This is a genomic window from Bacillus sp. 05T31 (assembly GCF_056396725.1).
The window spans coordinates 1-18,785 of the sequence record NZ_JBFTMA010000015.1 but is presented as its reverse complement, the minus strand read 5'-3'; the positions used below and the strand labels follow the sequence as shown (position 1 = coordinate 18,785).

The window sequence follows — 18,785 nt, the reverse complement described above, 5'->3', positions numbered from 1 at the left end:
TTCTGACACTTTTATATTATGTTACTTATTTATATTATATATTTTAGTAACTTAAAAGTATTTTATCTGAAAATAATAAAAACCGAGCAGTTTCGCTCGGTTTTTTATTAATCTTCTTTCGGAAGAACAATTCCTTTATACAATTGAACTGTAATGAAGTAATAAATCGCGTAAATGACTACGAAAATTATTATCGGTAACCAAATACGGAAGTACGGATCAACTAAGATAAATCCAAAAATATTCATACCAACTAATACGTGAGCGATACCTACAATAGCTGGGAATAAGAATACTAAGAATAACTCTTTATAAATCGATTTCGTTAATAACTCACGGCGCACACCGATTTTACGAAGCATTTGATAACGCGTAATATCTTTGGATGCACCAGAAAGAATTTTAAACATTAAGCAACTTGCCATCATCGCTAAGAAAGCAATTCCAAGGAAGAAGCCCATAAACACTGTTCCACTCGCAACGCCGTAGAACATGTCGTAAGCTTGATATTTACTATCTAATCTTTCAGCTTTTACATTTTTATATTTATCTAGCTGCAACTCGTCAAGTTTTTTCCATTCTTTTGTGTATGCTACAAAATCATCTGTTTTTCCTGTAAATACGATTCCTTCTTTACCACTTACAGTATCATACATTTTCTGATCTACAATTTTAATTGCATGATTCTCATATACGTAAAATGGTTGGATTGTTCTGAAAGCCTCATCCCATTCTTCTGGAAGTTCTTTAGTGTTCGCATCTTTTTCATTCATTTCTCTAGAAACTGCACCTACTGGTAGTTCCTCTGAAACTTTTTTCGTATTCACTAAATCCTTCATTGACTTCATATTTGCCATATCTTTTACGAAAGGACGATTTTTCTCTAAGTCTTCTTTTACATAGTAAACGTATTTATCATCAACTTTGTAACGATATTCATTTTTCTCTTTAAATGGAATACCATCTATAATTTTCTTTTCTTCAGCTGTAGGATTATGAACAACTGAATCATATATTACTAAACCATCAACCATTTTTATAACGTTATTTTTAAACGCCATACCACCTGAAATTGCACCAGCTCCAAGAGCAACTAACATCGCTACTGTTGCAAGCACTTTCGTTAAACTATTAATACGGAAGTTTAATTGTGCAAACGTAAAAGCATTAAGTCCTTTTTCACTACGCTTTTTATTACTCTTTAACTTTCTAATGATAACTGGGAGAAGTGATCCAAATAGCATGTAAGTACCAGTTGTTGTTGTAATTAATGCAATAAGGATTCCCATTTCTCTTAGTTTTTCCATGTAAATCATTGATGCATAGCCAATTCCTAATAAAATAACAGCAAGGATTGCAACGACACCTGTCATTTTTCCTTTTACCGCAACACGTTCTGTTTGTGCATCTGCATGTACAAGTTGCAGTACTGAAATACGTGATAACTTAATACTGTTCATAATTGCTGATAATACAAATAATGCAAAGAAGAAAATGCAAGTAACAGTCATAGATGGTAGATAAAATGCCTTATAGCCTTCACCAGCAAATTCTAATTGTTTCATTAATAACTGTCCGATACCTTCTGCAAGTCCTACACCAACTGTAAGTCCAATCGCAAGAGACGCAGCACCTAATACAATCGTTTCAATAAACATAAGTAATGTAACTTTATGCTTTTTTGCACCTAACATCATGTACATACCAAACTCTTTTTGACGAAGAGATAATAAGAAAGAGTTTGCATATAAAATGTAGAAGAACGTTATAATTGCTAATAAAAATGAACCTGCTTGGAATACGAAACCAATAGACTTAATAACAGAATTGGATTCGATAAACGCTTTATTCAGCGCTAACGTTTGGAACATATAAAAAATTGARATAGACATGACAAGACCAACAAGTAAGACGATATAATCTTTCAGCTTACTCTTCAGCCCYGACATGGAAAGTTTAAATAACATGCCCTAGACCTCCCTTCTTACGCTTTTTGTGTGCCTAAGTCCGCAAGCACATCTAAAATTTCTTTATAAAATTCTTCACGCGTACCACCGCGGTGAATTTCTTTATATAGCTCACCATCTTGAATGAATAAAATACGCTGACAGTAACTTGCACTATATGGATCATGTGTAACCATCATAATAGATACGCCTTGTTCTTCATTTAAGTTTGTCATCGCATCAAGTAAACTTGCTGCATTTTTCGAATCAAGAGCTCCTGTTGGCTCGTCTCCTAAAATAATTGCCGGCTCATGCACTAGTGCACGTGCTGCTGCTGAACGTTGTTTCTGTCCACCGGATACTTCAGTTGGATACTTTTGAAGAATTTCTGTAATCCCTAACATATCCGCTACTTTCTCTACTTTCGGTCCAATATTACGTGATGAAACACCTTGAAGTGAAAGTGGAAGTGCAATGTTCTCATAAATAGWTAAGTTCTCTAATAAGTTGAAGTCTTGGAAAATGAATCCTAACTTTTGCGAACGGAAATCAGAAAGCTCACCTTGCTTCATTTTCGTAATATCCGTACCCGCAATTTCAACAACGCCGCCCGTTGCTTTATCAAGCGTTGAAATTACATTTAATAATGTCGTTTTACCAGAACCAGATGGTCCCATAATTCCAACAAACTCACCCTCTTGAATTGAGAATGAAACACCTTTTAACGCGTGTGATTGGTTCTCACCTTTTTTACCGTACACTTTTTGAACGTTTTTCACGTCTACAACTGGTTTCGTCATATATATCCTCCTACGCTTGTTTTTCCATTACCTATTTTGCGCCTTTTGGAGGTGAACTGCTATTTATTAACATTACAATTACCTTACACTTTTGTAAGAAAAAAAACTGAGCATGTAAGCTTAGTTTTTTCATTAGTAAATGCAATTTTATCAGCGATTTTTCAAATATATCGACTTACCGACAAAAGATGACAATAAAAATAGGCTGTTTCGCATGTGGAACAGCCTATTTCCTACTCTTATTTCTTTAAAGGCGTTACCGTCCAATACGTAATAACACGCCAAATCCATTCTAATGGACCCATTTTAAAGATTTTCATCCAAATCACACTGAAAATAATTTGAATTGCATAAATTGCGATACACACATATAGCGTCTGCATGTACGTTAAGTTTCCTGCAAAATTAAATACACTGCCTGCAATTAAAATCATTGCAGTTTGTCCAATATAATTTGTTAAAGCCATACGACCATARTATTTCAGTGGCGCTAACAAAGTTTGAACTGGTTTTAATTGAAGTAGCAAAATTAATGCTCCGACGTAGAAAGCTGAAATAATTGGTCCAACTGTAACACCAATTTTTAAAAACTGACCTGCAGCATCCATTGTTCCATCCTCAGTCATAAGTATCATATTTACAAATGGATTAGCAGGAACGTGCCCATATTGATACCATAAAGCTATCACACTTAAAACAAACATAGCTCCTGTAAAAATAGCGACTTGCTTTATTTTCGCTGAAAGATTTTCAAATACTTTGTACTGTCCTGCAGCAAGACCTAATAAAATTAAACCTAATGGTAATAATTCCTTAGCTGCCATAATACTAAAAACTATCGTAAGAATAAGACCGATTACYAAATTTATTTGCTTCTTCACTTTATAAAATGGTAAAGTGACTAATCCACAAATTGCGTATAAMGCTAGTGCTTCYCCRGGCTGAAACATTTGATGAATCAAACCAAARATAAATAGTGCAACTAAGCGGCGTAAAAATAAAACATATCCATTCTTCCCTTTTGCAATCGCTCTTGTGATGAAGATATAGAATCCTACTCCAAATAAGAATGAAAAGATTGAGAAGAAACGACCTTCTACAAATAAGTATAGAAACCTTTGATAACTTGCATCCACTGTATTAGGGTCTGGAACTTTAATATTAAGTAACGCCAAAATATTTACTAAAATAATCCCCAGTAATGCGAAGCCACGAATGTAATCTAACTCATCAATTCGTTTGTTTGTAATATTGTTCCCCATAATRCAACTCCTTGTCCWAAATTAAATCCTCCCTTACTCTACTGGAAAAGTAAGCTTACAAATATCAGAAAACCTTACAGAAATCTTACATTATTGTCATATAACAAAATAAAACCAGGTCATACTGCGACCTGGTTTACTCTGATTGCTTCGATCTTTGAGGTTGTCCCTTTTTACTATTACGCTGTTTCACTTGAACAACTGGATCAAGTTCATTTGAAAATTCAGCGTTATGTCCATTTTGCGTTTTTTGCTCTGGATTATTTTGATCTGAACGTTTCGCCATTACATTCACTCCTTATTAGTGCGGTGTAATAATCATTTGATGTTGCAATTGGCGAATTGCCATACGTGCTCTATTTAACTGCTCACGCTGCTCATCATTCGCATGTTGCTGCATAGTTTGTAAGTCGTTATATGCTTGTTCTAATTGTAACTGAGCATCYGAATACTCCATCGTATTGTAATGCTCYTGTCTCATGCCTTGGTCTAATTGTTCTTTCGCATATTCCACCGCTTGTTCTGCCTGTGTAATATACTCTTCAAGTGATTGACGCTCTGCCATAAYTGTCCCTCCTTGCTTCAATTCCCCTTTAGTGTGTCCCTTCCATATGAACCTTATGAGTATGTTATAATGGATTTTGTTTCATTTTGACTCGTCTTAGGAGGGAAAATAATGAAGGTTCAAAACCCTTTTCCATATACAAAYGACAATAAACGTTATCATACATGGAATTATCACTTACGAAATGAATTTGGTGAAAAAATCTTTAAAGTTTCATTAGATGCTGGCTTTGATTGCCCGAACCGTGACGGTACGGTTGCTTACGGTGGTTGCACGTTTTGTAGTGCTGCTGGATCTGGTGACTTCGCTGGCGATCGCCGCGATGATGTTATAACGCAGTATCATGAAATGAAAGAAAAAATGCACTCAAAGTGGAAAGACGGAAAATGTATCGCTTATTTTCAAGCTTACACAAATACACATGCACCACTTGAAGTCTTAAAAGAAAAATTCGAACCGCTTCTAGCAGAAAAAGACGTTGTCGGTCTTTCTATCGCAACTCGTCCAGATTGTTTACCAGACGATGTCGTTGAATATTTAGCGGACTTAAATAAACGTACGTACCTTTGGGTTGAACTCGGACTACAAACTGTTCATGAACGCACTGCAAATCTTATTAACCGTGCTCACGATTATCCATCTTATGTGGAAGGCGTAAATAAATTACGCAAACATGGCATTAGAGTGTGCTCTCATATTATTAACGGTCTTCCACTTGAAGATTACGACATGATGATGGAAACAACTCGTGAAGTAGCAAAACTTGACGTACAAGGAATTAAAATTCATTTACTTCATTTATTAAAAGGTACGCCAATGGTGAAGCAATATGAAAAAGGACAACTCGAGTTCCTTTCTCTTGAAGATTACGTAAGTCTCGTTGTTGACCAACTTGAAATTATTCCAGAAGATGTAATTGTGCACCGCATCACAGGTGACGGTCCGCCTGATTTAATGATTGGCCCAATGTGGAGCTTAAATAAATGGGAAGTATTAAATTCCATCGATGCAGAATTTGTACGCCGCGGAAGCTGGCAAGGAAAATATGCAAATGAGGAGAAACAAAAATGAAATTAGAACGTGTATTACCGTTTGCTCGCACACTGCTGCAAACGGCAGTAAAAGAAGGCGATTACGCTGTAGATGCAACGCTCGGCAATGGACATGATACTTGCTTCCTAGCTGAAATCGTTAGGGATAACGGAAAAGTATTTGGATTTGATATTCAAAAAGAAGCAATCGAAAGCTCTACTATCCGCCTAAAAGAAAAAGAACTTTTCGAACGCACTGTTTTAGTTCACGACAGTCACGACACACTCTTATCCGTATTACCAGAAGATGCAAAAGGAAAAGTAACGGGCGCAATTTTCAACTTAGGTTACCTTCCAGGCGGTGACAAGCATATCGTCACAAAACCGAACTCAACTCTCTCGGCTATCGAACAATTACTAGRMGTAATGGCACCWGARGGTATCATCGTCCTTGTYATTTATCACGGWCATCCAGAAGGACAAGTAGAACGCGACGCTGTWCTYAAATTTGCAGAAGAACTAGATCAAAAACAAGCTCACGTTTTGCGATACGGCTTCATTAACCAGCAAAATAACCCGCCATTTATTGTGGCGATTGAGAAGCGATAAAGTGAAACTTTAATCAGTGAGGTTTACTGTCCGGCAAATAGCGGGATAATTATATCAACGATTTTTCAGATATATCGATTGTTCGACAAAACATAACAAAAAAAGACGTGCACTCATTGCACGTCTTTTTCTTATTCTCCTATATAATGGATGTATACAATATTTGAAGAAAGAAGGATAGAACTTTGCTAGTAGAACTAAAGGGAATTCAAAAGAAATATGGCAAATCACTTATACTAGACAACATCGATTTATCCATTCCAGAAGGAGAAGCACTCGCTATTATTGGTGAGAACGGGACTGGAAAAAGTACTTTACTCAAAATAATTGCAGGCTTTATTCCACCTACGGCAGGGACACTTCAAAGAAAAGAACATATACAAATCGGTTATGTCCCTGAACATTTTCCTGAAGGAATTCGTTTTACATTAGAGGATTATTTATATCATCTCGGCCACATTCACGGTTTATCAACAAAATATTTAAGAAATAAAATTCCGATGCTCCTTGAATCTTTTCATCTACATCATGCAAAGCATTACGTTGTACGAAACTTTTCAAAAGGTATGAAACAAAAAACAGGCATTATACAAGCATTACTTACGGACGTCCATTTATTAATTCTAGATGAACCTCTTTCTGGGCTCGATCCTAACTCTCAGCAAGAATTAGAGCATATTTTACTCTCATTAAAACAACAAGGCATATCTATACTCTTCACATGTCACGAAAAACAACTACTAGAAAACTTCGCCGATAGAATTGTGACATTAGCAAATCATACAATTGCGGAAGATACCTCTGTGCAAAAATCAACAGAACAGGTCTATATTGAGGCAATTGTTCACGAAACATTTTCAGCTATAGAACTACAAAAGCAATCAGGATTTATACAAGTTACACACAATTCAAGTCAAAACCTCATTCAATTACAAATCGAAAAGGAATATACAAACGAAATGCTTCAGTTTTTATTACATAAAAAAGCATCTATCACACTGCTACAGCCTAATTTTTAAATCGAAAGAAGGTTTATTATGTTTGCGCTTATTCGTTACCATTTTCTCGACTACACAAAATCGTATAAGTACATTCCTCCTATTGCGATGTACTGCATAAGCTTACTTTTTGTATATACATATAAACCAACTCCCATTGTACCGACATACTTAGAAACAGCACTCGCACTTTATTTATTATCTGCCTGGATTACAGTCACAATTTTTCATACTGAAGATCCTGTACAAGAACAAATCACTATTTCACATACAAATAATATTTCGGCATTATACGTTGGTAAATATATTACGGCTCTTCTTATTTGTACTGTTTTATCTTTTATATCCGTAATCTATCCAATTATTTTGCAAATGTTTAATGAAAAAATGACAGCTTCTTTATTTCTAGTCGGATTTCTCGCTCACATGTCTTTATCTATACTAGGAATTTCAATCGCAACATTATTTACTAGAAATATTATTCAAAAAGCAAGCACCGCTTGGCTTAGTCTTACATTTATATTACTTATGACGATTGCCTCAATCCGGTTAAAAAAAGAGTTACTATGGTTTTTACCACCTGTCGAAAGCTTTATAATGCTTGGACAATACAAATATAATATACTTACTCATACTCTATGGCTTACAGCTTGGGCTATCGTATATTCATTTTTATTACTTACTTTATTTCTTTTTCTCGTTCGCAGAAAACGTTTTTGATTACATATTAAAGGGGACTAAACAATGATTGGAATACTAGCAGGAATGGGTCCAAAATCAACCGGACCATTCGTCGATACAGTTGTAGCAGAGTGCCAAACAATATATGGCGCAAAGCATGATATGGACTTTCCTCATATGATGATTTATTCGTGCCCAACACCGTTTTATATGGATCGCCCTATTGATCATGCGGCGATGAAAAAAGCGATTATTGAAGGAGCGCAAAAACTTGAAAGTACTGGTGTAGATTTCATCGCAATGCCATGTAATACAGCGCATCTTTATTTCGAGGAATTACAGCGTTCTATTACCATTCCTATTTTGAATATAGTCGATGAGACGTTAAAAGCAATTCCTGAAAATACAAAAAGAGTCGCTCTTCTTGCAACAGAAGCGACTGTTCAAGCAAGTATTTACCAAGATGGAATTACAAAACGTGATATAGAGTACATTCATAATGAACAATGGCAAGAAATGATTAATCAAATTATTACTTGTATTAAAGGCTTAGAAATTGAGGAAGCTCGTAAATTATGGAGTCTGCTCGTTTTACAGTTAAAAGACGAAGTAGATACCGCTATTATCGCATGTACCGATTTGAATGTGGTGGTGAGTGAGGACTTTGTTGATTCCGCTCAATGTCTTGCGAAAGCAGTTGTTAGGATCTATGCATCAAATATAAAAAAGTCTTCATAAACATAGAACACATCCTTTTTAAAATGTGTTTTATGTTTGATAAAAACAACCAAAACTTTTAACTTTTTTCACAATTCTTTCAAAGTAATCACACTTAATCTCGCTATATTAAATAAGTAGTTTATTCATATAGGGAAGGTTAGGGGAACTGAAGTATGAAACAAAATCGTTCGCTTCATTATATTTTTTGGAGGTGGCATTTTTACGCCGGGCTTTTTATTACGCCGCTTCTTATTACATTGTCACTGAGCGGAATTGKGTATTTATTTCGGGAGGAAGTTGAAGATTTCATCTATAAAGATTTATATTTTGGGAAGAGCGCCCAAACAGAGTCTATTTCGATGGCTGATTCGCTTTTCTTAACAGAGAAAAAATATCCACATTATAGTGTGGCGAAAATTAGTGAGTTTAATGGGGATTATAATACGAGACTTACCATTGCTAATGAATATACAGGAAAGCAAAAATTTGTGTATTTAGATAGCAATAATCAAATTGTTGGGGATCAAAATGCAGCTGAAACGTTTGCCAATATAATGCGTGAATTACATAGTTCTCTTTTAGTTGGTGGTACTGTCGTTAACTACATTGTAGAGCTTGCGGCATGCTGGACAATCTTTTTAATTKTWACYGGKTTGTATATGAGTATACGCCARTTCAAAAACACACCAGCATCCAATAAGCGAGAAAARGCAAAACGACGTCATTCTATTATCGGTATTATATTTACAATTCCWCTCGTTYTKTTAGTYGCATCWGGWTTRCCKTGGTCAGGATTTATGGGTAACCAAATTTATAAAATCGCATCGTCGAATGAATCGATTGGATATCCAAAGTTGTATATGGCACCGCCTGAATCAAAGGTAAAAGAATTGCCGTGGGCAACAAGAAAAGAAGCTCCTCCTGAATCGAATTCAAATGAGCCAAAAGCAATTTCTGTCGATGAATTACAAAAAGGAATTGAAATAAAGAAGCCATATGTTATCTCACTACCGGCTGATCCGAAAGGTGTATTCACCGTTTCGAAATCAAGCGGTTCCGGTATTACGGGTATGCATGTCGCACCAAATGAAGAAATAACAGCTTACTTTGATCAATATAGCGGAGAACTCATTTCGAAAACGGACTATCGTGATTATGGATTATTTGCACAATGGTTCACTTACGGTATCCCGCTTCACGAAGGACATTTATTCGGATGGCCAAATAAAATATTATGCTTACTAACGACGTTATCTTTATTACTTCTTATTTATTACGGAGTAAAAATGTGGTTAGCGAGAAAACCGAAAGGAAAATTAGCAGCACCTCCTAAGCAAAGAGATAAGAAAAGCACATTCATTTTCTTTATCATGATGGTTATACTAGGCGCTGTCATGCCTTTATTCGGACTATCTGTTTTAGTTATTTTCGCGATTGAACTTCTCATATATGTATTTTTAAAAATACGATCATAATAAAAAAACCACTCAACATGAGTGGTTTTCTTCATCACTGCGCCATTTTCTTTCGGTACATCTTCCCGTTCCAGTAGAAGAATCGTGAAGTGAGCCCTCCGTATTTTACAATGCGCCGTGCCATTTTGTGCATATTCTTTTGCGCTGATACTTTTTGATCTGATAAATAAATACCAAGTAATCCTCGGCTTATGAGACGATGAAACTTTGCATGAGGCAAATCACCAATGCTCTTCTCTGCTTCTTCTACAAAATGTTTCATACGATCTAATATAGCTTGCTCGTTTTCATAATAACTACAGAAATTCAAATCTCCGCCGATACGGTCTTCTTCTTGATCGATGAAATAATCAAGTAAAATGTGAAGTCCTTGTACGTATGGAAAATACCCTTGTCTAATTTTCACAATATCTTCATCATGTAATTCATCATGAAATGCATATGCGACAAGACAGAAAATTCCAAGCGTCGAACCCGCACATGCTGAAAATTCAAACCAACTCATCGGTGGTAAATTTTCTTTATGCGCTTCAAACCATGTTTTTAAGCGTGGTTCTCTTTCTTCTAACTTCACGTGTTTATGAATTTGCAAATCACAATAATAACAAGCAAGTTCATGAAGAATTGGAGCAATTTTAKCATAATGCTTCGTTTTCTTTAAAACATCCTGACATGTTTCAACAAGCTCATCTAAATAACCACCATCATCTTGATCATCACGATAACGATAATAGTTACCGCCCCCTTCAACTTCAGGGCTTAATGCCATTACCATCGACTCATGAAGAGCCGCAAAGTCTTTCGGGTCAAGTGATGTACTACGATCACATAAATTATCTAAATAGTCGCTAATCGTTTGATAAGCTACGATAAAACGAATACATTCCTCTCGGTGTTCATTTGCTAGTAGCGCTAAAATGCCACCGCCCTCGCAATGAAACGTTTTATTCTCAATACTTGCGATTGCCTGACTATGAAGCTCGTCATTCGGAATATGGTAGGCACGCTCTTTCCACATCGCTAGCTCATGGTGTACTACCGGAAACACATCACGGTATACTTTCGCCATGAGCGTTATGGGATTACTCGGTACGTTCACTTGTTCCTTCATCTCCTCTATTCAATGTACAAATAATTTACTTATTTGTTTCTATTATGTTATTGATGTGTATTTCAGTAAATGACTGAATATAATTCAAAATTTCATCACGCTCATACTCATTTAATAACTCGTGATAACAATTCGGCCATTCTTTAAAAGCCTTATCACTCATTTTAACATTATCAAACCACATGCGGACACGTGTTTTATCTACAAGTTTATCCTCACACGCCTGCATTAGCAAGAGCGGAACATCTGGAAAATCATCTATTTTTTTATGAGCAATTTCGATAGACTTAATCAATTCACTATACCAACGTACTGATACTTTGCGCAAGAACAATGAATCATTCTCCATCGCGTCCCGAACTTCATGATTACGAGTGGACATTTCCACTGTAAGATTCGTTGCAAATTGCAATTTTGGAGCAACAACATTTAATATTTTTGAGGCAGCTCGAAGCGGAGCAGAAGGTCCAGTTAATACACCTAAACATGGTGAACTTAAAATAATACCATCTACATCTTCTCTCTTCGTTTCTTGCATCATACGAATGACAATAAGACCACCCATACTATGACCAAATATAAAAATAGGTAATCGATACTTCCTTGCCTCTTTCACCCATAATTTAACTTCCTCTATGTATTCATCAAATGAATCAATATGTCCTCTATTTCTCGAAGTCGTTCCATGTGATGGAAGGTCTCCCATCACAACGTGGTAGCCGATATGATTCCACATTTCCGCTATAGCTTCGTAACGTCCGTGATATTCCATTGCGCCGTGCACGATAACGACTACAGCTTTCGCTTCCTCTGCTTCATAATTCCACATACGGACCTCCTCCATTTCACTCTTTCTCATAATTTGATACACTAAAACTAGTCTCTAGGAAAGGAAGGCTTTACATGATATACCCTTACAAAGAAAAAAATCCGAAAATTGCGAGTAGTGCTTTTATCGCTGACTATGTTACCATTACAGGCGATGTGACAATTGGCGAAGAATCTAGCATTTGGTTTAATACAGTCATACGCGGTGATGTATCACCAACGATAATTGGAAATAGAGTAAATGTACAAGATCAATGTACACTTCACCAAAGCCCCCAGTATCCTCTTATTTTAGAAGATGACGTTACCGTTGGGCATCAAGTTATTTTACATAGCTGCAAAATTGAAAAAGATGCTTTAATCGGAATGGGATCTATCATATTAGATGGCGCTGAAATTGGTGAAGGAGCTTTCATCGGTGCTGGTAGTCTCGTTTCACAAGGAAAGAAAATCCCTCCTAATACGTTAGCTTTCGGTCGCCCTGCGAAGGTCATTCGCGAATTAACAGAAGAAGACCGTAAAGATATGGAACGTATCCGCACACAATACGTTGAAAAAGGACAATATTATAAATCGTTACAAAAGTGATTTTATCGCTGCCATAAGACTGGCAGCTTTTTTTATGAAAAAATCTAACTTTTTCTTTACAAAACCTTATTATCCCCTCAATAAAATCTTATTAAAATAGAAGTTAATAACTCCATATATATGTAAATGAGGGAGGAAAAATCTCATGAAGGTCAGTGGACTATATAAAATAGAATGTTACATCTTCAAAGGAATTAATCGCTACTTTGATCAAAAAACATTAAACATCTTTTTCAGCAATATTACTCATATCGGTGGTGCAAGTTTTTCCATTGCACTTACCCTATCCTTTTTAATTTTCGCAACAGGGAATTTGCATCAAGCTGCAATTGCAACTGCTATTTCTTTAACAATTAGCCATATTCCTGTGCAAATATTAAAAAGATGGTATCCACGAAAACGTCCTTATTTAACAATTCAAGATGCGAAATATCCAGTACAGCCTTTAAAAGATCATTCTTTTCCATCCGGACATACAACGGCTGTTTTCTCTGTCCTCATTCCATTTATTTGCTATAATCCAAACTTGCTTGCTTTTCTATTACCGTTAGCATTATGCGTCGGTATTTCCCGTATTTATTTAGGGCTTCATTATCCGTCAGATGTATTTGTAGGCATGTGCCTTGGCACTTGCTCTGGCATCATCTCTTTTTATCAATTCATCCCACTTTTCACATAAAGGAGTGATATGATGAGAGTCGCCATTTTTACCGATACTTTTACGCCACAAGTCAACGGGGTTGCGAAAACACTAGAACGATTAACACGTTACTTTCAGAAAGAAAAGATCGCCTATTCTGTTTTCGCCCCTCAGCATACGGCAGAAGATAATTTCGTAGCGAATGTGAACAAAATGAGAAGTATCCCGTTAACAATATTATATCCAGAATGTCGCTTTGCCTTTCCTACTCCGCGCATTAAGCGGGAACTTCTTGCCTTTAAACCTGATATCATTCACATCGCTACGCCTTTCAATATGGGACTTTGTGGGTTATATTATGCCCAAAAGTTAAATATCCCAGTTGTCGGTTCTTATCATACTGATTTTGACGCCTATTTACGTTATTACAAAATCGAATTTCTCTCCAATATGCTATGGAACTATTTAAGGTGGTTTCATAGTCATATGCAAAAAAACTTTGTTCCTTCTCCTGAAACATTACATCAATTAAAGAAAAAAGGATTTCAACAGCTCTATATTTGGGGACGTGGCGTAGATTGTACTCTCTTTCATCCAACTTACAATAAAGACCTATTCCGAAAAAAATATAATATTACAGCGAAATATATTCTTTCCTACGTCGGGCGCCTTGCTCCTGAAAAAGATATCGATACTCTTCAAACACTTATTCAAACGACAAACAAAGAACGTGACGATATTCATTGGCTCATCGCTGGAGACGGGCCTCTAGCAACAAATTTGCGTGAAGCTGTTCCGAAAACAAATGTCACTTTTACTGGATATTTACAAGGCACGGATTTAGCTGAAGCATATGCTTGTTCTCATATGATGATATTTCCATCAGCTACTGAAACGTTCGGAAATGTCGTACTCGAATCATTTGCATGCGGTACACCTGTCATTGGTGCAAATAGTGGCGGGGTTAAAAATATTATTACAGATGGAAAAACAGGAATTCTTTGTCCACCAAAAGATACAGATTCCTTTCTATTCTCCATCAATTCTTTATTGCAAAATGAAGATCAACTTATGCAAATGAGCATAGCGGCTTCGTCTTATGCCCAATCAAAAAGCTGGGATGGAATCTTTCGTGGCTTACTTGACCAATATGAAACAGTCCTTCAGCACACCGCATCAGAATTACTCGCTTAAAAAGAAATGACAAAATTTATTAATGCTTATAAAAGTGCAAGTTCTCAACTAATCAAGAAAGACTTTCCACAAGTGAAAAAAACTTTAGAAAGAAATGTTTTGGTCAAGAAGTTTTTGCTTACTAACTACTGGTAGTTCGCCAATAGACGTAGTAAAGAAACATATTGAAAATCAAGGTAAAAAGTGAGGTGAAATGATATGACAAAGCAGAATAAAGCATATAAATTCCGGTTGTATCCAACAGAAGAACAAGCAAATCTTATACGTAAAACCTTCGGTTGTGTACGTTTCGTGTACAATAGAATGTTAGCTGAGCGAAAAGAAGCGTACGAAAAATACAAAGATGATAAGSAACARCTAAAGAAACAAAAGCYTCCAACYCCTGCGAAATAYAAAGCAGAATTTGAGTGGTTAAAAGAAGTTGATTCATTAGCTTTGGCAAATGCTCAACTACACTTGCAAACTGCMTATAAGAATTTCTTTAGTGGTCAAAATRACTTCCCAACATTCAAAAGTAAAAAGGACAGAAAGTCTTATACAACGAATGTAGTAAACGGTAATATTCTGTTGCTTAATGGTCATATCAAATTGCCAAAACTGAAAATGGTACGTATCAAAAAACATAGAGAGATACCACAAGATTATATGATCAAGTCTTGTACGATTTCTATGACACCTACTGGTAAATACTATGTGTCMATCTTGACTGAATACGAAAAAGAGATTGTACAAAAAGAAGTAGAAACAGTTGTTGGATTAKACTTTGCAATGGATGGATTATACGTCAGTTCTGAGGATGAGAAAGCCAATTATCCTAAGTTCTATCGTAACATGTTAGACCGATTAACAAAGGCGCAACGAGTATTATCAAGACGCAATAAAGGTTCTGAACGTTGGAATAAACAACGTATTCGTGTAGCTACGTTACATGAGAAAGTAGCTAACCAACGTAAGAATTTTCTTCATCATGAGTCTAAAAAGTTAGCTGCCAATTTTGATGTTGTAGCTATTGAAGATCTAAACATGAAAGGAATATCGCAAGCACTTCATTTTGGAAAAAGTGTCGCTGATAATGGGTGGGGTATGTTCACTTCTTTCTTAACTTATAAACTAAACGAACAAGGAAAACAACTTGTGAAAATAGACAAATGGTTTCCATCAACAAAAACATGTAGTAGCTGTGGAAATGTGAAAAGTCTGACATTGTCTGAACGAATCTATTCTTGTATATGCGGTGTAAATCTCGATAGAGATTATAACTCAGCCATCAATATCAAAAATGAAGCAATACGTCTTTTAGCGTCAGCATAAATTGTAATAAAATAACCTTTGGAACAAGGGAGTTAGCTCGGCTGTCTTAGGACGAATTCGTTAGCTATCAGAAGTAATGATTAACCGAGAAGCCCTCACTTCAAACACTCCTTTAGGACGTTAAGTGGCGGGTARTTCACGAAATCCCCTTAAAATCAACTTACTCACATACCTTTATACAGCAATTGTTCTCCAATTTCTGTATATCAAAAAACCTTTCATTCATTTGAAAGGTCTTTTTGAGCCTGCACATATTCTTCTTTCGTATTCACATTTATAAACCAATCTACATTCGCTTGTACATCTTCACCAGCAATATATTTCACATTACATTGTGATAAAAGCTGGCCCATACTTCTTTTTTCTTCTTGAAGCAAAGCATAAATCTTTTCTTTCACGCGGTTATGRTACGCTGCAAGTAACGGTTGTTTTCTTCCATTAATAATAGGGATAACAGCATCATATTCATCGCTCGTTTGCTCTAATAAAATGGTAATCCATTCATTTGAAACGTTCGGTGCATCACAAGGCATGATAATATACCAATCTGAATCTATGTATTCCATTCCTGACACTATTCCAGCAAGTGGCCCATTTCCTTTATAGTGCGACATATCTTCTATAACTGGAACTTGTACTAATTGCTCTACTCTCTCTTTTATATCAGTATGACTAATAACAACAACATCTTGCAAAATACTTTCCATTACTTGCACAATATGCTCAACAAAAGTAGTTCCCTTCCAAATCGCCAATGCTTTCGGTTCTCCGAAACGACTAGACTGTCCGCCAGCTAATACAATTCCTGCAATTTTCATTGACGATGCAACTCAAATGTAATATGACCTAATTCCGGTAAAATTAACTTATTCATCGCAAGACGAACCGCTCCACTAGACCCTGGCATCGAAAAGACAACTTTACACCCGATTGTACCACCGATTGCTCTACTTAACATTGCACTACTTCCGATATCTTCTAAGTAACTTATCATACGGAACAACTCACCAAATCCAACAATTTCTTTATCTAATAACACTGAAACTGCCTCAATCGTTACATCACGTTTCGTAATACCAGTTCCGCCATTCGTTAACACGACATCAACATCTTCCCTATGATAACCAGCTAACACAGCCTGCTGAATACTCTCTTTATCATCTTTCACAATTTCATAAGAGGTCACTTTATGTCCTGCTTCTTTTAATAATTCATGTAATAGTTGTCCGCTCTTATCCGTCTCTTCCGTACGTGTATCGGAAATCGTCACGATTTTGCAGCGCACTTCTTTTGGAGCTTGTTTTTTATGTTCAGTTACGCTCATGTCTCATCTTTCCCTCCTAAAAATTTCCCTTCACTTTATTATACGTATCTTTATACTGTTACAAGTAAAAAAATAAAAATTGTGACCCTATCTTAATAATGACTTTCTTAAGATACTAAGAATAAAATCCAAATAATTAAAAATGTTACAATTAAGTAAGATAATTACTTTTATTGATAGAAATAGCCATTCCCCTTAAATTCATTAACCATATATCTATTTAAACTACACACTTAGAAAATCATTTTTTATCTTACATAAAAATGGTTTGGATAACAAATATCAGTAGCATTTTATTAATCAACAATAAAAAGATGGTCGAGTCAATACCCTAACCATCTCTAAGTGTCTTTCTCAAATTTTTATTATTAACCTTCTCTAATAATTTCTAATTTTTCATCTAAAAATATCTCCTAAGCGGGAATTCAACTTCGGTTCACGAACCACCTAATACATTAAGTAAAGCCCCTAAAATTTCCACCATATTAGTCAGTATTTTATTTAGATTAATAAAAACTATAGTTATAATCCCTAATAATACAAGCGCTATTACTCTTGATACAATATTAAATATATTCATTTCAAAATACCCCCTTCAAAAATTGTCTTTACACACTTTAAATTAACATACCGTTTTTTAGACTTCACATTCCTAATTATCACTAAAAACACGTCCCTATTCCTGGTATAAACTAAAATGAGTAAAAATATATACCCGGAAATATTTTGAATGTTATAATTAATTATAATGTATTTTCTCATCATAGAAAATTGTGTTTTCAAACGTATTAATTCTTAATAAGGAGCTTAAATTACTATGGAACTTTATAAAAAATTAACAACAACATTCATCCTCTTATTTGTTGCTTCCATCACTGTCGGCTTTTCCTTAAAAGGCGCGATTCCATACGCTACATTAGTGAGTATTATATTCGCAACGCTATTTTTACTGAGCAGTGCTTTTTGCACAGGAAAAGCGCGTCAACTGAAAGGGTGACCGTCTATGTTCCATAAGAAACCCATCCTTTGTAAATCATGTAAAAAGGAAATACAAACGTATGAAAAATCATGGATTCATATGCCATTTCCGGCAAGTGGTATGACAAATATGAAGAAGTATATTGAGCTAGACGGGGAAGTTTATTGTAGTTCTTGCATTCAAGTAGTAAATAAAGTGAAACTTTAATCAGTGGGGATTTTGTTCTTCCCCACTGATTATTAGCCCTCACCAATCGGGCTTTTACGGGCAGTTAATGCGGGATAAAACCAAATAAAAAAAGCTTTGCGACACGCGCAAAGCTTTTTTTTCATATATTATAGACCAGCTTGCTCTTTTAAAGTAGCTGCTTTGTCTGTACGTTCCCATGTAAGATCTACATCAGTACGTCCGAAGTGGCCGTAAGCTGCTGTTTGTTTGTAAATTGGGCGACGTAAGTCTAGCATTTTAATAATACCAGCTGGGCGAAGATCGAAGTTGTTACGAACTAGTTCTACTAATACGTCTTCAGATACTTTACCAGTGCCTAATGTATCAACTGAAATTGATACTGGTTGTGCTACGCCAATTGCGTATGCAAGTTGTACTTCTGCTTTGTCAGCAAGACCAGCTGCTACGATGTTTTTCGCAACATAACGAGCTGCATATGCTGCAGAACGGTCAACTTTCGTTGCATCTTTACCAGAGAATGCACCACCGCCATGG

Annotated in this window: 23 protein-coding genes and 1 pseudogene; 13 read left to right on the top strand and 11 right to left on the bottom strand. The window is 35.8% G+C overall.

Features of this window, described 5'->3' with window-relative positions; translation table 11 throughout:
• Positions 1-107: 107 nt before the first annotated feature.
• The 5 genes from AC1DJR_RS02105 to AC1DJR_RS02085 form a co-directional block, all read right to left on the bottom strand.
• A complete protein-coding gene (locus AC1DJR_RS02105) occupies positions 108-1,967 on the bottom strand; it encodes an FtsX-like permease family protein (protein WP_429686613.1) in 1,860 nt (619 codons plus the stop codon).
• A 17-nt stretch (positions 1,968-1,984) separates the two neighbouring features.
• Positions 1,985-2,746, bottom strand: a complete 762-nt coding sequence (locus tag AC1DJR_RS02100) for an ABC transporter ATP-binding protein (RefSeq protein ID WP_477001937.1) — start codon at positions 2,744-2,746, stop codon at positions 1,985-1,987.
• Between the two features lie 239 nt (positions 2,747-2,985).
• On the bottom strand, positions 2,986-4,008 hold the full coding sequence (locus AC1DJR_RS02095) for a DUF418 domain-containing protein (protein ID WP_429686611.1): 1,023 nt from the start codon (positions 4,006-4,008) through the stop codon (positions 2,986-2,988).
• A 136-nt stretch (positions 4,009-4,144) separates the two neighbouring features.
• On the bottom strand, positions 4,145-4,294 hold the full coding sequence (locus tag AC1DJR_RS02090) for a hypothetical protein (RefSeq protein WP_001129345.1): 150 nt from the start codon (positions 4,292-4,294) through the stop codon (positions 4,145-4,147).
• Between the two features lie 15 nt (positions 4,295-4,309).
• Positions 4,310-4,573 carry a YtzC family protein gene (locus AC1DJR_RS02085; protein WP_002089099.1) on the bottom strand — a complete coding sequence of 88 codons (264 nt, stop codon included), beginning with the start codon at positions 4,571-4,573 and terminating at the stop codon, positions 4,310-4,312.
• 111 nt (positions 4,574-4,684) lie between these two features.
• Here AC1DJR_RS02085 and mnmL point away from each other — a divergent pair, with 111 nt between their 5' ends.
• The 6 genes from mnmL to AC1DJR_RS02055 all read left to right on the top strand — a co-directional run bounded on the left by mnmL (position 4,685) and on the right by AC1DJR_RS02055 (position 10,087).
• A complete protein-coding gene (mnmL, locus tag AC1DJR_RS02080; RefSeq protein ID WP_002167527.1) occupies positions 4,685-5,644 on the top strand; it encodes a tRNA modification radical SAM protein MnmL/YtqA in 960 nt (319 codons plus the stop codon).
• Positions 5,641-6,213 carry a tRNA 5-(aminomethyl)-2-thiouridylate-methyltransferase MnmM gene (mnmM, locus tag AC1DJR_RS02075; protein WP_477001936.1) on the top strand — a complete coding sequence of 191 codons (573 nt, stop codon included), beginning with the start codon at positions 5,641-5,643 and terminating at the stop codon, positions 6,211-6,213. The genes mnmL and mnmM overlap by 4 nt, the downstream gene beginning before the upstream one ends.
• A 185-nt stretch (positions 6,214-6,398) precedes the next feature.
• On the top strand, positions 6,399-7,232 hold the full coding sequence (locus tag AC1DJR_RS02070) for an ABC transporter ATP-binding protein (protein ID WP_429686609.1): 834 nt from the start codon (positions 6,399-6,401) through the stop codon (positions 7,230-7,232).
• Positions 7,233-7,250: 18 nt separating this feature from the next.
• Positions 7,251-7,931 (top strand): hypothetical protein, encoded by a 681-nt coding sequence (locus tag AC1DJR_RS02065; RefSeq protein ID WP_002067629.1) that lies wholly within the window; start codon positions 7,251-7,253, stop codon positions 7,929-7,931.
• A 24-nt stretch (positions 7,932-7,955) separates the two neighbouring features.
• Positions 7,956-8,630 carry an aspartate/glutamate racemase family protein gene (locus AC1DJR_RS02060; protein WP_429686608.1) on the top strand — a complete coding sequence of 225 codons (675 nt, stop codon included), beginning with the start codon at positions 7,956-7,958 and terminating at the stop codon, positions 8,628-8,630.
• 155 nt (positions 8,631-8,785) lie between these two features.
• Positions 8,786-10,087: a PepSY-associated TM helix domain-containing protein gene (locus tag AC1DJR_RS02055; protein ID WP_477001935.1), complete on the top strand. Its 1,302-nt coding sequence runs from the start codon at positions 8,786-8,788 to the stop codon at positions 10,085-10,087.
• 34 nt (positions 10,088-10,121) lie between these two features.
• On the opposite strand, the gene AC1DJR_RS02050 is transcribed toward AC1DJR_RS02055, so the two are convergent.
• Entirely contained in the window at positions 10,122-11,186 is a 1,065-nt protein-coding gene (locus AC1DJR_RS02050; RefSeq protein WP_477001938.1) for a tetraprenyl-beta-curcumene synthase family protein, read from the bottom strand.
• A 37-nt stretch (positions 11,187-11,223) separates the two neighbouring features.
• The gene (locus tag AC1DJR_RS02045; RefSeq protein WP_477001934.1) at positions 11,224-12,027 is read right to left on the bottom strand and encodes a lysophospholipase; all 804 of its coding nucleotides are present in this window, start codon (positions 12,025-12,027) and stop codon (positions 11,224-11,226) included.
• A 74-nt stretch (positions 12,028-12,101) separates the two neighbouring features.
• Here AC1DJR_RS02045 and AC1DJR_RS02040 point away from each other — a divergent pair, with 74 nt between their 5' ends.
• The 5 genes and pseudogenes from AC1DJR_RS02040 to AC1DJR_RS02020 all read left to right on the top strand — a co-directional run bounded on the left by AC1DJR_RS02040 (position 12,102) and on the right by AC1DJR_RS02020 (position 15,759).
• Positions 12,102-12,614, top strand: a complete 513-nt coding sequence (locus tag AC1DJR_RS02040) for a gamma carbonic anhydrase (RefSeq protein WP_002015678.1) — start codon at positions 12,102-12,104, stop codon at positions 12,612-12,614.
• 145 nt (positions 12,615-12,759) lie between these two features.
• Positions 12,760-13,293 carry a phosphatase PAP2 family protein gene (locus AC1DJR_RS02035; RefSeq protein WP_429686605.1) on the top strand — a complete coding sequence of 178 codons (534 nt, stop codon included), beginning with the start codon at positions 12,760-12,762 and terminating at the stop codon, positions 13,291-13,293.
• Between the two features lie 12 nt (positions 13,294-13,305).
• Positions 13,306-14,448: a glycosyltransferase family 4 protein gene (locus AC1DJR_RS02030; protein WP_429691655.1), complete on the top strand. Its 1,143-nt coding sequence runs from the start codon at positions 13,306-13,308 to the stop codon at positions 14,446-14,448.
• A 3-nt stretch (positions 14,449-14,451) separates the two neighbouring features.
• Positions 14,452-14,635 (top strand): annotated as a pseudogene (locus tag AC1DJR_RS02025) (IS200/IS605 family transposase); the annotation flags it as partial.
• A gap of 11 nt (positions 14,636-14,646) precedes the next feature.
• A complete protein-coding gene (locus AC1DJR_RS02020) occupies positions 14,647-15,759 on the top strand; it encodes an RNA-guided endonuclease TnpB family protein (protein WP_477001933.1) in 1,113 nt (370 codons plus the stop codon).
• Between the two features lie 218 nt (positions 15,760-15,977).
• On the opposite strand, the gene AC1DJR_RS02015 is transcribed toward AC1DJR_RS02020, so the two are convergent.
• From AC1DJR_RS02015 to AC1DJR_RS02005, 3 genes are all read right to left on the bottom strand, one after another.
• Positions 15,978-16,577, bottom strand: a complete 600-nt coding sequence (locus AC1DJR_RS02015; RefSeq protein WP_429686603.1) for a molybdenum cofactor guanylyltransferase — start codon at positions 16,575-16,577, stop codon at positions 15,978-15,980.
• Positions 16,574-17,083: a MogA/MoaB family molybdenum cofactor biosynthesis protein gene (locus AC1DJR_RS02010; RefSeq protein WP_429686602.1), complete on the bottom strand. Its 510-nt coding sequence runs from the start codon at positions 17,081-17,083 to the stop codon at positions 16,574-16,576. The genes AC1DJR_RS02015 and AC1DJR_RS02010 overlap by 4 nt, the downstream gene beginning before the upstream one ends.
• Positions 17,084-17,519: 436 nt before the next feature.
• Positions 17,520-17,663, bottom strand: coding sequence for a hypothetical protein (locus AC1DJR_RS02005; protein ID WP_429686601.1), 144 nt, complete (start codon positions 17,661-17,663; stop codon positions 17,520-17,522).
• Between the two features lie 237 nt (positions 17,664-17,900).
• Between AC1DJR_RS02005 and AC1DJR_RS02000 the strand changes: the two genes are divergently transcribed.
• Both AC1DJR_RS02000 and AC1DJR_RS01995 read left to right on the top strand, forming a co-directional pair.
• Positions 17,901-18,080 (top strand): hypothetical protein, encoded by a 180-nt coding sequence (locus tag AC1DJR_RS02000; RefSeq protein WP_328021041.1) that lies wholly within the window; start codon positions 17,901-17,903, stop codon positions 18,078-18,080.
• Positions 18,081-18,086: 6 nt separating this feature from the next.
• Positions 18,087-18,269 (top strand): hypothetical protein, encoded by a 183-nt coding sequence (locus AC1DJR_RS01995; RefSeq protein WP_341025923.1) that lies wholly within the window; start codon positions 18,087-18,089, stop codon positions 18,267-18,269.
• A gap of 128 nt (positions 18,270-18,397) precedes the next feature.
• Here AC1DJR_RS01995 and AC1DJR_RS01990 read toward each other — a convergent pair.
• A partial coding sequence (locus tag AC1DJR_RS01990; RefSeq protein ID WP_477001932.1) for a methionine adenosyltransferase domain-containing protein occupies positions 18,398-18,785 on the bottom strand: 388 nt, incomplete at its 5' end.

Coding starts and splice junctions, on each gene's coding strand:
- AC1DJR_RS02090 (WP_001129345.1), bottom strand. CDS start 4,294: ATGGCGAAACGTTCAGATCAAAATAATCCAGAGCAAAAAACGCAAAAT.
- AC1DJR_RS02065 (WP_002067629.1), top strand. CDS start 7,251: ATGTTTGCGCTTATTCGTTACCATTTTCTCGACTACACAAAATCGTAT.
- AC1DJR_RS02060 (WP_429686608.1), top strand. CDS start 7,956: ATGATTGGAATACTAGCAGGAATGGGTCCAAAATCAACCGGACCATTC.
- AC1DJR_RS02045 (WP_477001934.1), bottom strand. CDS start 12,027: ATGTGGAATTATGAAGCAGAGGAAGCGAAAGCTGTAGTCGTTATCGTG.
- AC1DJR_RS02040 (WP_002015678.1), top strand. CDS start 12,102: ATGATATACCCTTACAAAGAAAAAAATCCGAAAATTGCGAGTAGTGCT.
- AC1DJR_RS02035 (WP_429686605.1), top strand. CDS start 12,760: ATGAAGGTCAGTGGACTATATAAAATAGAATGTTACATCTTCAAAGGA.
- AC1DJR_RS02030 (WP_429691655.1), top strand. CDS start 13,306: ATGAGAGTCGCCATTTTTACCGATACTTTTACGCCACAAGTCAACGGG.
- AC1DJR_RS02010 (WP_429686602.1), bottom strand. CDS start 17,083: ATGAGCGTAACTGAACATAAAAAACAAGCTCCAAAAGAAGTGCGCTGC.
- AC1DJR_RS02005 (WP_429686601.1), bottom strand. CDS start 17,663: ATGAATATATTTAATATTGTATCAAGAGTAATAGCGCTTGTATTATTA.
- AC1DJR_RS02000 (WP_328021041.1), top strand. CDS start 17,901: ATGGAACTTTATAAAAAATTAACAACAACATTCATCCTCTTATTTGTT.
- AC1DJR_RS01995 (WP_341025923.1), top strand. CDS start 18,087: ATGTTCCATAAGAAACCCATCCTTTGTAAATCATGTAAAAAGGAAATA.